Annotated in this window: 10 protein-coding genes; all 10 read right to left on the bottom strand. The window is 38.1% G+C overall.

Features of this window, described 5'->3' with window-relative positions:
- Window positions 1-36: 36 nt before the first annotated feature.
- Complete coding sequence (locus tag Q8S11_RS07065; RefSeq protein ID WP_305661383.1) at window positions 37-1,521, bottom strand: sorbosone dehydrogenase family protein; 1,485 nt, start codon at window positions 1,519-1,521, stop codon at window positions 37-39.
- Window positions 1,522-1,528: 7 nt separating this feature from the next.
- Window positions 1,529-1,993 carry a cytochrome c gene (locus tag Q8S11_RS07060; RefSeq protein ID WP_305661382.1) on the bottom strand — a complete coding sequence of 155 codons (465 nt, stop codon included), beginning with the start codon at window positions 1,991-1,993 and terminating at the stop codon, window positions 1,529-1,531.
- A gap of 131 nt (window positions 1,994-2,124) precedes the next feature.
- Entirely contained in the window at window positions 2,125-2,592 is a 468-nt protein-coding gene (locus Q8S11_RS07055) for a RidA family protein (protein ID WP_305661381.1), read from the bottom strand.
- Window positions 2,593-2,614: 22 nt separating this feature from the next.
- The gene (locus tag Q8S11_RS07050) at window positions 2,615-3,544 is read right to left on the bottom strand and encodes an SMP-30/gluconolactonase/LRE family protein (RefSeq protein ID WP_305661380.1); all 930 of its coding nucleotides are present in this window, start codon (window positions 3,542-3,544) and stop codon (window positions 2,615-2,617) included.
- A 203-nt stretch (window positions 3,545-3,747) separates the two neighbouring features.
- Window positions 3,748-4,287: a c-type cytochrome gene (locus Q8S11_RS07045; RefSeq protein WP_305661379.1), complete on the bottom strand. Its 540-nt coding sequence runs from the start codon at window positions 4,285-4,287 to the stop codon at window positions 3,748-3,750.
- 184 nt (window positions 4,288-4,471) lie between these two features.
- Entirely contained in the window at window positions 4,472-5,773 is a 1,302-nt protein-coding gene (locus Q8S11_RS07040) for a vanadium-dependent haloperoxidase (RefSeq protein WP_305661378.1), read from the bottom strand.
- 130 nt (window positions 5,774-5,903) lie between these two features.
- On the bottom strand, window positions 5,904-7,574 hold the full coding sequence (locus Q8S11_RS07035) for an aminotransferase class V-fold PLP-dependent enzyme (RefSeq protein WP_305661377.1): 1,671 nt from the start codon (window positions 7,572-7,574) through the stop codon (window positions 5,904-5,906).
- Window positions 7,575-7,636: 62 nt separating this feature from the next.
- A complete protein-coding gene (locus Q8S11_RS07030) occupies window positions 7,637-9,178 on the bottom strand; it encodes a PQQ-dependent sugar dehydrogenase (protein WP_305661376.1) in 1,542 nt (513 codons plus the stop codon).
- Between the two features lie 93 nt (window positions 9,179-9,271).
- Window positions 9,272-12,565: a VCBS repeat-containing protein gene (locus tag Q8S11_RS07025; protein ID WP_305661375.1), complete on the bottom strand. Its 3,294-nt coding sequence runs from the start codon at window positions 12,563-12,565 to the stop codon at window positions 9,272-9,274.
- 695 nt (window positions 12,566-13,260) lie between these two features.
- Window positions 13,261-13,380: a SusD/RagB family nutrient-binding outer membrane lipoprotein gene (locus tag Q8S11_RS17825; RefSeq protein WP_371135139.1), complete on the bottom strand. Its 120-nt coding sequence runs from the start codon at window positions 13,378-13,380 to the stop codon at window positions 13,261-13,263.
- Between the last annotated feature and the right edge of the window lie 18 nt (window positions 13,381-13,398).

Below are 13,398 nucleotides of genomic sequence, written 5' to 3'. Positions count from 1 at the left end.
AGCTGTTTTCTTTGATTTTGCCCGGAATTTTCCTGCTCATATTTTCTTTTTTACTCTTTTGACCTTTTTAGAACCTGCAGGCAAAGTGACTTTCCAGATACTTCCAGCCCTGGCATCATATTCAATAATATACAAGGAGTTTCCCAGCAAAACAGCATCTGTCGGATTATTGAATGAATCCACAATCCGGGTTGTTTTTACAAAATAATTATCACTTCCCTTATCGTATGTCATGTCGAGATGAAGCAGGTCTCTACCCTGCTCTGTAAACGGTTTCATCAAACTCGATTTAGCTCCAAGAGTGTTTCTAAGCACGAAGCCATCACCCCTAAATTCATTAGAAAGTACTCTTTTGGTATCAAAAACAAGACCTAATGGAGAACTGTGAGCGGTAAACGTACTGATAGTTACTCCGGTATTATCTCCATCAAGTATTTTACCGGAATGACCTCTGTATTCATTGGCATCCGGACCAAGGTTTTGAACCCCCGGAGTAAATTTTAATCCCTCAGGTATTTTAGGAAAATCCGGATCATTCCGAAAATATTTCATTAGCATCCCATGAGATGTCGCAGGGAGAAATGGGTCCTTTTTAGGATCGGGCATAAAATCAGGATATTGTTGTGGATTTTCTATACCTCCCATAATCCATGGAAATCCATAATGCCGCCCTTGTCTAACCCAAAACATATCTTCAGCATGATCATAGTCTGAAGAATTAACAACGGCAAATAAATTATTTTCAGGATCAAAGGCCATATCATAGGCGTTGCGAATTCCTTCAGCATAGAGATAAGCATCTGCCTTTAATTTATTTATATCATTGGGCAATAACAGATTCTCTGCTTTGACAGGGATTCTGAAAATTTTAGTAGTTAAAGCATTGTCACGGGCATTTGGGTATACTCCCTTATCATCCTGAATTTCACCATGCCCGGTTCTGGAGCCGGAAGTGATAAAAATATATTGTTCATCAGGACTCAGTACAAGTGCATTCCAACCATGATCCCAGGTTGTTGCATTCAAGCCGTATGGTTCGGTATTAAATACAACTGTCATTCTGGGACTACTATTGGGTACAATTGAAAATCGGACCAATCTTCCCCGTGTACCCCGGTTATTATTCTCGGTAGTATTTCCGCATAAAAACAGATCAGAACCAGCAAATACAGCACCTTGTAATTTATTAATTCCGTGATCTTCTACTGTCAGAATTTTTTCTGAAATCAATAATCCATTCTTGTTTGTGATTTGAAAAACACCACCCTCAAATGTGGTGTAATAAAAATCGCCTGAAATAGGATGAATTAATAGACGAACAGCATTGGCTTCTATGTCTGCATACTTTTCGATCAAAATATCCGGCCGCAAGGGGACGGGAATTGATTGAACTACCGGGTTTAATCTTGGTGAAGGATTTTTTGTTTCATTCGCTTTAGAATCATTCTGTGCGTATAAAACAGAGGAAGCCATTAAAGTAATCAGCAGTCCAATTACGTATATGCCTTGCTTGACTTGCATTTTTTAGCTATTCTGTTTTGCCTAATTCCCTAAGAAAGACAATTAATTGCCAGCGTTGTTCTTCAGTTAAGGCTTCCTTAAAAGGGGGCATATTGCCTTTTCCGTTAGTTAATTTCCAGAATAACGCTCCGTCTTTTTGCTTCATTACCTTCTGATCATGAAAATTCGCAGGTCTGACACCCATTGATCCACCGGCAGGGCCATCTCCATAACCTGTATCTCCATGACAAGAAAAGCAATACATATTATATAATTCTTCTCCTTTAGAAATGGATTCCTGTGACACTGCAACAGGATTCTTGAGGGAGTCAGCTGATTCCGGTGCTAACCATGCAAGCTGCTTTACAGTATCCGTTAAAAACTTTGAATCCGCCTGTCTATCTTTAAGTGGATAATAATTAGTGGAAGCAGATAGTATGAAAACACTAACAGCGCAGAACGATAAAAGAGTGTAAAATTTATACTTTTTCATTGAGATAAAATTTGTACCAATCTTGAGCATTTGTGACAATAATACAGCCAATACAAATTCAGAAAACTCATATTGGCCGCAATAATTTGAATTAATCAGGAATTATTAATCTTTCAAATATCATTAGAAGATTAAATATACGCGATTGCATCCATTTCCACGAGTGAGTCGCCTGGAACACCACCTTTAGCTACAGCAATAGTAGAACGAACCGGAGGTTTTTTCCCAAAACGACCTTTGTAAACATCATTCATACCTTGGTAATCTGCAATATCATTAAGATATACCGTAACTTTCAATACTTTTTCCATTGAAGAACCAGCCTTAATTAACTCTTTCTCAAGTTCTTTAAGAACAATCTCAGTATGTGCTTTAATTTCAAATGGCGCAGTATGGGCACCTTTCCCTGCGATATAAACTAATCCATTATGAATTACGTGTCCGGAAAACATTGGAACATTTTGAACGGATGAAATATTTCCTACAACTTTTTCTGGTGATGATTCAATCCCTTTAGCATTCGCCACTACACCTAATCCGGTTACCCCTACTACAGAAGCAAATAATTTTTTTAATACTGATCTTCTTTCCGTCTTCATTTTTATATACTTAAATTAATATTTATTTCTTTTTTGACATCAGCCACTCACGGCCTGGTTTATCAACCCTAAAGCTTTCAACATTACCTTTATCCTGTAAGGTAACATAGGCTGTGCATCCGTCATTGCCTCCAAATGCGATATTACTTGGTAGTTTTCCTGCCAGGGTAATTTCAGACAACAATTTTCCTTGAGGTGATAATTTGGCAATAGTACCCTTTCCATGTCGGGTTACGTATAAATTTCCATCTATATCGCAGCGCATACCGTCCATACCAAAATCAGGGAATTCGTGAAAAAGTCGTTTATTACTTACTTCTCCCTTATCCGAGAGATTATAAACCCAAATTTTACGCTGGACTGATTCATTAACATATAACAATTTATTATCCGGGCTCACCTCAATACCATTCGCAGTCCCCATGCTATCCAGTTTTGTAGATTTTCCATTGGTATCAATCCGCCAGATCCTACCTGTCCCTGCTGCCCAATTTGGATCACTTGCATACAGCCTGTCTTTATTATCTATAGCAATATCATTTGGCTGACTCATATTGGAATTATGCGCAAAGACTGAAATCTTTTTAGTTGACATATTGACTTTCAGTATATTATGATTTGTATAATCTGCAATAAGCATATTGCCTTTGCTATCAAATCGAATTCCATTTCCGATACTTCCTGATGGGAGTTCAACAAAAAGGCTTGCAGAACCATCAGGACTTACCTGTCCGATTGTACCCTGTTTAGCGAAATTAACTACATATAAAATACCTGCCTTATCCACTGCAGGACCTTCAATTCCTCTGGTAAAACCATTTAGATCTGTTAAAGCTGAAGATTTATACAAGGGGGTTTTAGAATCCTGGGCATTTGTGAAAAACACAATACTGACTAAAAGAAAAGTCAGGCTCAATGGTTTCATTGCTGAAGTATTTTCTATCTTATTCATAACATTCACTATTAAAATCGGATTAATAATATGAGTAAAATTCAAAGGGTATCCCCTATGAAACAATTAAATTAATAGTGCAATTTAAACTTATCTTAACAGGAGTGCAATAACACAGAAAAATGTTACAGTGAGCGAGTTTTTACCGAATGTGGTAAAAGGTTCTGAAAATCGACAATATTCTCAGAACCTTTGAATATTAATTATTTCAGGCTCAAAATATAATGAACCATTGCCTCAGCATCTTCATCTGATAATGCAGGGTGTGGTGACATCGGTATAGCTCCCCATACTCCGCTACCGCCATTTTTTATCTTAGTTACAAGATAATCTACATTAGCTTTAGTATCTCCGTACTTGTTTGCTACCTCCTTATAACTTGGGCCCAATAGCTTTTCATTTGCTTTGTGACAGGCAAAACAATCTGATTTTGAAATTAAGGTCTCCCCCTTTTTTGTGTCTCTGGCTTCTGTAACAACTACAGGCTTAACAGGCTCAGCAGGCTGAACTTCTTTTGCAGCAGGTTTATCTTTGGCTTTCACCTCGGTAACTTTTGTTTCAGACACTTTAACAGTAGCAGGCTGGCTTGTGGGTTCTGAAATAATTGGATCAGCAGCTGAAGAAGTTATACTAACTGTGTCTACATCTACTGAAGCTATTGTATCAGCATCGCTGGACTTTTCAGAAGAACTACTACAGGCAACAAAAAGGGCGCAAACACCCAACACTAAAATTCTTTTCATTTCTTTGGTAACGTGATTCTTAAGCATACAACATTGTATGGCACAATTCTATTTAAAAAATCCCGAATTTAAAATTAAAACTTAAAATCGTGACAGATAGCCCGAAAAAACAGAAATCGAGATAAGTATCTGATTTTATTATGAGTAATTAACGGAAAAAGTAGATTAAAAGTCTGGATAATTATTAGTTTAATTTACTGAATACAAGTTCACCAATTTTTTCACCTTCGATTATCCCTACTTCCATGCCTTCGCGATAATGAATTCCACCGTAGAGACGACTCAAAGCTGCTTCGTTCGAAGCCTGTTTAACATTTTCATACTTCCGGTCAGGCCAACCCCATGCTCTTTCTGTAGTATCAACAAATGGCGTATGATCACCAAATATTTTAGTTAAAACCGTAGCCGACGCACTGGAAATAATGGAGTGTCCGCTGGTATATTCAGGAAATGGAGGTGTTTGAAGATAGGGCTTCCAGGCATTATCCATATAATTGTTAATATAGGTTTCAGGCCTTACCAGATCATAAGTAAATTTTGTATTCCAGCAGGCGATAAATGCATCCATTACAGCAATAGAAACACCTGCGTAAGCAAATACAGTTTTATCAAAATCAGCTTTCTGTGCAGTACATACTATACCAGTAATACCCATCCAATGACCGCCAGGAGTCATAGCCTTGGTTGCAAACATCACATGACCTGAAACATTAACTTTAAATCCGTTACAATCCCAAAAATCAGCAATTGCTTTTTGTTCATCGCTTAAGTTTTTACCGGTTTCGTAAACTTCGGTTGCCAGTTTATAGAAATCACTATTCTTATCCTTACTAAATTTAGAAGGTGGTATAGGTAAAAACTGACTTGCAGAATCGATCAGAACGGGACGTATTTTCATCCAACTAGGCTCGATAGCAGGCATATATGCAGGCGGAGTTGGAACCCATCTTCCTTCTTTGTTATTCACAGTATATTTTACTGCTGAACGTGTCTGCTTGTAATTATCCTTTTTAGACCAATCAAGAACTGCCTTACTTACTTCAAGAGCATATTCCTGTGAGCTATTTAAAAGCTCCTCCGGCATACCACTAACTTCAGCAAGTTGAATATGATTATCGATAATTTTCTGGGTCGAGTCCTTTGAAAATGTTAATTCCTTTCCAACATACATAAAAGCCAGGATCGCTGAAAGCTCTTTATTAACAGGTTTTTTTGCAGCAGAAACATTTAGCCCTTCAATTTTACCACTGAGGGGCTTATAGTCTTTTGACTGGCTTGCAATAACCTCATATGCAGCGATACTACTGTAGGCATAAATTCTGCTTGCAACCGGGGGAGAGAAAATATCATGAGTAATGACCTGTGTCAACAATCCTACAGTTTTAGAGTATTGTTCCGGATTTGAAAATACAGCTTCGTAATCAGCTTTCTTTGCACAACTACCAAACAAAAAACCAATAATTACAGCCAATAAAATTTTTTTCATTTCAAATTAAATTTTCAACCATTAAAGCTTTAGAATTCTTTATTTACTCTTAAATAATTTTTCTCCGGGTTAATATCACTTTGAAAGTTTTGTAAAATTAAAAAATCCAAATGCAATAAAAAATATAAAATCAGGTAGCCAGAGGTGGCCCTTTAGGAACCAGCACTTTTTTCCGGGCCGGCTTATCTGTCGATTTACTTGCAGTAAATGTAGCTGTACGGTATTCGCCCATATGTATATCTCCCGTAATTGAGTTTCCGTTTAGCGTACCTGAGAAGTAAAAAGTGATCTGATCACCCGGAAGTCTCAGGACACTACTTAATTTGATCTGATTACCTTCAATTGTTCCGTTTATATCGCGTAGATCAAAATCGCCTTTATGCGTTCCGTTAATCCAGTTACCATCCTGCTGAAGTGTAAAATTATGTTTAACAGTACTATTAAAATATCTTACATCAACATCCCACTTTCCAGTCAAATTTGATGCGGGAGCAGTCATTGCCTCGGTTCTTGGGCTTCGCTTTCTGGAAAGTATTTCATATATCCTGTTCGCTACTATTACATCCTCACCTTCTTTCATATGACTTGAAACAATATCAATAGTAGTATCCCCATTGCTTTCATCACGGGATCCGATAGCAACTCTGGGTTTAGTACTGCTGATTTCTTCGGCCACTTCATATGCACTAACATGAAGCTTAGCAGGATCCCAGCTAATCCATAAGGTAGGGTGTTTGTTAGAAAGCTCTGTTGGATTGGTAACATTGGTTTTTACACCTTGAACGGTCAGAGCCTTTTTGGCAATTACATCCAGTCGGCTGAGCCAGCTCTTGTACTCAGCTTCATGATCCCGCCTTATCCAGGTTTCAACTGCGGCCATCATTCCTATCATTTCTTCTCGTCCAACTTTATTATCGCGGCCGGGACCGTGATGAGGTGAGCTTGCCTGCCATGCAGACATTAAAATTTCTTTATTTCCAAGCAATAATCCCGCACACTGAGGTCCCCGCATGGCCTTTCCTCCACTATATGCCACCACATCAGCACCTCGTTCAAGATGGACAGAAGGTATTGTCAGATTTTCGGCTGCTGCATCAATTAATACCGGCACCTTCTTAGGTTTGGCTATACCTGCAATCACCTCAAGAGAAAACGCTTGCCCTGTAAAAGAACCATTAACAGCATTCACGTAAATCATTGCTGTTCTTGGATTGATCGCCCTTTCGAGTTCCTCAGGTGTTGATACATGAATTATGGTAACGCCTATGTTTCGAATAGAATGATCATAGGTATTGCGGGAGTATAATGGAATAATCACCTCATTCTTTTCAAATCCGGTTAGATTTGGAATTCTGATAAGCTTTTCAGGGCTGCCACCTGTTACACAAGCAGCAGTAACATGTTTCATTCCTGCAGCACATCCTGACGAAACCATACCCCACTCAGACTTAGTCAGGTCTGCAAGCCTTTGTCCTATTCCTTCGGCTAATTCATCGTACTGAACAAAGTTTTGGGAGGCTGCTTCCATAGCTTCCCTAACGGGAGGAAGTTCCAGCGATCCACCAATAATTGTATAAGCTCCCCGGCAATTAATAATGGGTTCTACACCGATAGATCGAAAAATATTCGTTTCAGCCATAAATGAAGATTCCGTAGTAATACTTTCCGCTTTAGTTAATGGAACAGTAAATGATTGCCTGAGCCCTGAACCTGGACTAGCAGCTAAAACAGATTCCCGGGTAATTGTTCCAGCAGCAAGAGGAAACAGGGCTAATCCCTTTATTACATTTCTACGTTTCATATCTTTAATTTGAATTTTTAATTTAGGTAAGATTCCGGCTTAATAATTTATAATTATCTGAGTCAAATCTTGCTCAATGGTACTAATCTGACCAGAATACCGGTATCTTCAGTCATTACATATAAAAATTGATCAGGTCCATATTTTACATCTCTGATTCGGCCCAGATTATGCAGCATAGCTTCATCATGTACAAATTTATCATCTTTCATAACTACACGATAAAGCTTCTTGGTAGCGAGTCCTCCAATGAAAATATTACCATCCCATGCCGGATATCGGGTTCCATAAACAAAATCAAGATCTGATGGAGCGATAGCGTAATGATGAATCGGTGGTTCCATGCCTTCACGATACGGACTTTCAGAAATTATTGAGCCATTATATTCAAGGCTGAATGTTACGAGAGGCCAGCCATAATTCGCTCCGCGTTTTAAAATATTCAATTCATCTCCTGCAAGTTCCCCAAACTCCACAAAAAACAGTCGCCCTGTTTTAGGATCCTTTCGAAAGCCCTGATGCATGCGATTTCCGTAGGTATAAATCTCAGGCAAAGCTCCGGGGGTGTTCACAAATGGATTATCTTTAGGAATACTGCCATCCTCATGGAGCCTCATGGTCTTACCATCTGGCGCATCAAGTTTTTGCGAATTCATTCTGTCACTATGTATTCCAACCGTAAAGTATAAAAATCCCTTATCGTCAAATTCGATTTTGCTTCCAAACCAGTCACCATTACGTTTAAAAGGCCCTGCTTTGTATATCATCTTTTCCTCAACCAGCTTGTCTCCAATTAGCTTTCCTCTCATCAATGCAGTATATCCGGTACCGGGTGTTGTTGGCTCTATAAAATAAGATAAATAAATAATTCTGTTTTTTTCGAAGTTGGGATGAAGCTTAACATCACGTAAGCTTGTTGGAACATTGCCGCCTATTGGATTGGCCTGAACTTTCCCGTCTTTTACTTTCAATAATTTACCACTTCTCTCTGCTATCAGTACTGAATTATCAGGCATAAAAACCATACTCCAGGGTCTGACCAGGTTTTTTACTACCGTATCAACCATAAAGAGCTGTTCCTCAGAACTATATACATTACTTACCTTAGTAGGTAGTGGGAAATATCGGGTTGAGAAATTCTTATCAAACCGATAGTTTTTTAGCGGTAAAACCGGCTTTGAAACAGTAAGATTCAAATCCTGCTTTGCGAATTGCCGAATGTATGCTATTAATTGCCATCTCTTTTCTTCATCGAAGGCAAGGCCATAGCCTGGCATATTACCTTTACCATTTGTTAGCTTCCAGAACAAGGCGCCATCTTTTTGATCAGTTACCTGCTTACTGTGGAAGTTTGCTGGAGGTATTTTATACCTGCCCGGTTGTCCATCACCAAGTCCGGTATTTCCATGACAGGAAACACATAGCGTGTTATACAATTTTTCACCTTCCCTGATTACCTGAGGTGTAAAAGGGAACGGACTTTTAATTGTATCTGCTGAATCAGGTGCTTTCCAGGGTTCCTGTACAGGACTATTGGATTTAAAAGAGAGAAAAAACAAAGTGGCTACTCCACATAATAAAACAACAAACGCCTTTTTGTTCATAGTTAATATTTACTTCAGTTTTGCTGATACTGGATTCCGGTAGTATGTGACAGAATATTAATACATCTGAAACAACATAAACCGGGTTTTAAATTAATTAATTTTTATAGTTTTAACCGGGGCATTATTAATACCAAAAATAAACTGATGCCCTGATTTTTTTCCAATTGAGAAAGCTTCAAGGCTTCTCACATTACCTCTGATGTTGAGCCCGCTTTTCCATTGAGGAACATAGGTAAATTCACCTTTGCCATTTCCTGAAAGTAGTGTACCGCTGCTTGATGTAAAATGTCCAAATTTAATCCTGGTCCAGGAATTATTCCCGGCTAATAACAAATCCTTCTTCCCATCTTTATCCACATCAGCAGAAGCAATAGCATATACCGGTGCATATTGCGCCTCAACGGGGAGCTTTTTCAAATTAAAACCTTTACCCGTATTTTCTAAATAGACAGTTTCAAGCAGCTCTGCTTTAAGCACTTTGGCATCTTTTAACTGGTCAGGAGTAAACAAATCATTTATTGTTGCATTGGCATATTTATGATATTCAAGAAATTTATTCTTAAGGCTTGGGAGTTGATCCATCAGATCATCCCTTGAGGCTGCCGGATAAGAAACACCATCAATATAATAGCAGAATATAGGATCTACAGAGCCATTCTCGTCGAAATCTTTGTAATAAATGCTCATTGGTTCCTTTTCGCTCGCTTTAAACTGTGCATTGAGTCCCAAATTTCCAATCACCAGATCCTGATCGCCATCTGCATCCATATCTTCAACATGAATTGTATTCCACCAGCCTGAGGATCCAAATTTTATAAACTCGGATGATCTGTCTACTAACTTACCTTTTTGATTGAGGAATATGCGTATAGGCATCCATTCACCCACTATAATCAGATCATTTACCTTATCCTGATTGACATCAATCCAAACAGCATCAGTTACCATTCCAGCAAATTTGATCTCAGGGGCAATATTATCAGTTAAATCAGAAAAATTACCCTTTCCGTCATTGATCAGAATTTTACTCTCTGGAGTACTAGGATACATACCGGGCACGACACGGCTTCCAATAAACAAATCCAGATCACCATCACCATCGATATCAGATGATCTGACTGTGCCGGTACTGCTCAACATTTTAGGGAGCCCGTCGGCTTTCTTTGTGAAATTACCCTTGCCATCATTGATGTATACCCGATCCTGAAGCCAGGGACTATCTGGTCCAAATTCATAGCCACCACTTCCAACATACAAGTCAAGATCGCCATCACCATCTATATCAAGAAATTCTGCAGCAGTATCTTCATATTGGGCATCTGTTTCCAATGAACCGGAATTCTTTTTAATAAAATCACCCGATGTAGTCTGCGTAAATAAAGCGCTGGCCTGGCCTGCAGCACCTCCGATAAACAAATCCTCTATTCCATCACCATTAAAATCTCCTTTGGCCATGGCAGGTCCAGGTCTTGAAAGATAATTTGGTAGCAAGGTTTGAACCGTAAAATCATTGAATTGATTCTCCGTATGAATATAATTAACAGAAGATGAACCTAATAAATATGTATCACCTGATGGAATCGGAATAAATTTCAAATCAAGATTAGCATTTTTAAGATCAAGTGTCAGGGTCTGATTAACTTTCACATCTTTGATGATCTGACTCTTGTCATTCGGCCAAACAATAAACAATGAATCAATAAGCTGATTCTCACCGAGTCCGAAGTTTAATACCGGATCTACTGAAGACTGAAACCCTCTGACCGGGATTTGTTCCTGATAGTATTTTACACCTTTGGCATACAAAATTACCTTTGCACCGATACCCAATGAATTTTGTTGATCACCCTTTAATTGAACTCTCAGATAGGTGTTTTTATTCAACAATTCAGAATTATTCCTGTAGACACTGGCAAAATCATTGGTATTACTCACAACAAGGTCTAAATCGCCATCATTATCCAGATCAGCATAGACTGCACCGGCTGAAATACCTTTTTGATCAAGCCCCCACTCTTTATTTTTCTTCTCAAAGCGGTCATTACCAACATTTTGAAAGACATAATTTGGCTGAACGATGGTTGGCATCTTTTGAATAAAATCCTTTGCAACTAGTACATTTCCCTGTTGTCTGGAACGAATAGTTTCGTCCATTGTATATTTCAGGAAGTCCATGTCGGTATAATCCTTAACATATCCGTTAGTCACAAACAGATCTTTTTTTCCATCTCTATCCAGATCTGTTAATAAAGCTGCCCAACTCCAGTCAGTATTGGATATTCCTGCAATTTGTCCGATTTCAGAAAAAGTTCCATCACCATTATTCTTCTGAAGCATATTCCTGCTGAACTGATAATAAAAACCTTTGTCGAACAAAAATTGCATTTTATCGAAATTCTCAGCTCCCGAATGCATTTTTTGAGTCTCATTACTTTCAGGAAGCATGTCAAGCGTTACTATATCAGGTAAACCGTCATTATTATAATCAGCAACATCCGATCCCATAGAGTACATGGAAATCTGCGACATACTTTCTGTCAATTTATCAGTAAAAGTACCATCCCCATTATTAATAAACAGATAATCCGGTTCATTAAAATCGTTTGAAACATAAATATCAGGCCAGCTGTCATTGTTTATATCCGAAACAGCAAGTCCCAAACCGAAAGTCAACACATTGGATGTAATGCCGGCTTCGGCACTTATATCCCTGAATTTACCATTGTCATTTCTATATAATTTGTTGGCAAAATCAGGATTCTGTTCTTTTCTCAATTGCACATTTTCCTGAACACCGGTTGTGTATTGTTGTAAGGAATGATTGATCAGGAACATATCCAGATCACCATCTTTATCATAATCAAAAAATGAAGCCTGTGTGGAATAGCCATGGTCTGCAAGGCCATATTCTTCGGCCTTCTCAGTAAATGTCAGATCACCATTGTTGATAAACAATAAGTTCTTTCTTCGTTCAGGATTTATGTCTGCCGATCGGCAAATATAAATATCGAGATGCCCATCACCATTAATATCAACCATAGTTGCACCGGTACACCATCCCTGCATACTCGCAATACCACTTTTATCTGTGATATCCTCAAATTCAAAATTTCCTTTGTTGAGGTAAAGACGGTTTTTAACCATGTTACCGGTAAAAAGCAAATCCTGAAGGCCATCATTATTTATATCACCAACAGAAACTCCGGCACCGTTATAGAAATATGAATAGTTCATTACATTCATATCATCACTCTCCTGAAGCAAATTTCGAAAATCAATACCGGTTTCATCTTCATCCATTAAGCTGAACAGTTTGTCGTTTTTCTTAGTACAGCCACTCAATACAAGACTCAAAAGAGCAGCAGCAAAAATGTATTTTAGCATCTTAATATATTTTGTTGTACACGGATGATTGAAAATTTAATTTATCCATTTGGGGTTTTAGCTTTTTAAAATAAAAAGATTCTGGAATAATGAAAAAAGCTATGATAAGAAACAATAAATAATTTATTCCCAAGTGCCGTGATTAATAGTGAATCATTAAATATAAAAAAAATATTTTAGCTCTGTAAGGAAATATTCTGAAGACTTATATTATTTTATAAAATGAATTGAATGATCATTGGAGCGATATAAATTCATTTGTGTCCGGAGAAAATTGAAATTGTAGGAATTATAATCTTATTCCTAACTTATAATTATTCTATATAATTTCCTGCAGCAGAAAAGTAACATGCCGAGGAGGAACAACGAGACCATGAGTACCTTAAAAACAATAGACAAAAACGAATAAATGCCGCCGCTGTCCCGAAGGTTCGGGAATGCTATTAATTTAATGGTATGGCTTGGACTGTGCCTACCGCACCTGCTGAGGCGGAAAAAAAAAAAAAAATTAACGGAGATTTTGTGCTTAGGCCAAAGCTTATGTACAGTCCTGTCATTATAACTAAAAACAGCACAGATTTTATTCAGTGAATGTGGTAAAATTGACAATATTGAGATAGTTTTTACCGGAATTATTCACAAAAAAAGGTCTTCCTGAAAAACAGGAAGACCTCCAGGATTCGGGAATCCTATGTTTATTTATTCCACCATAAACGGGTAGCTTCATTATCGGCACCACCAAGTTTGGTAACACCAGATGCAACACCTGTCGGATTTACCTGGCTTTCACCAATAGTATATGGTACACGGCGAATAACCTGATCTTTAGCTAC

This window comes from Daejeonella sp., assembly GCF_030695525.1.
GTDB lineage: Bacteria > Bacteroidota > Bacteroidia > Sphingobacteriales > Sphingobacteriaceae > Daejeonella.
The sequence above is the reverse complement of the archived record's forward strand: the minus strand, read 5'-3'. Positions and strand labels throughout refer to the sequence as shown.

Excerpts from the sequence above, each read along its gene's own strand:
- Q8S11_RS07065 (WP_305661383.1), bottom strand. The coding sequence starts at position 1,521 with ATGCAAGTCAAGCAAGGCATATACGTAATTGGACTGCTGATTACTTTA.
- Q8S11_RS07060 (WP_305661382.1), bottom strand. The coding sequence starts at position 1,993 with ATGAAAAAGTATAAATTTTACACTCTTTTATCGTTCTGCGCTGTTAGT.
- Q8S11_RS07055 (WP_305661381.1), bottom strand. The coding sequence starts at position 2,592 with ATGAAGACGGAAAGAAGATCAGTATTAAAAAAATTATTTGCTTCTGTA.
- Q8S11_RS07050 (WP_305661380.1), bottom strand. The coding sequence starts at position 3,544 with ATGAATAAGATAGAAAATACTTCAGCAATGAAACCATTGAGCCTGACT.
- Q8S11_RS07045 (WP_305661379.1), bottom strand. The coding sequence starts at position 4,287 with ATGAAAAGAATTTTAGTGTTGGGTGTTTGCGCCCTTTTTGTTGCCTGT.
- Q8S11_RS07040 (WP_305661378.1), bottom strand. The coding sequence starts at position 5,773 with ATGAAAAAAATTTTATTGGCTGTAATTATTGGTTTTTTGTTTGGTAGT.
- Q8S11_RS07035 (WP_305661377.1), bottom strand. The coding sequence starts at position 7,574 with ATGAAACGTAGAAATGTAATAAAGGGATTAGCCCTGTTTCCTCTTGCT.
- Q8S11_RS07030 (WP_305661376.1), bottom strand. The coding sequence starts at position 9,178 with ATGAACAAAAAGGCGTTTGTTGTTTTATTATGTGGAGTAGCCACTTTG.
- Q8S11_RS07025 (WP_305661375.1), bottom strand. The coding sequence starts at position 12,565 with ATGCTAAAATACATTTTTGCTGCTGCTCTTTTGAGTCTTGTATTGAGT.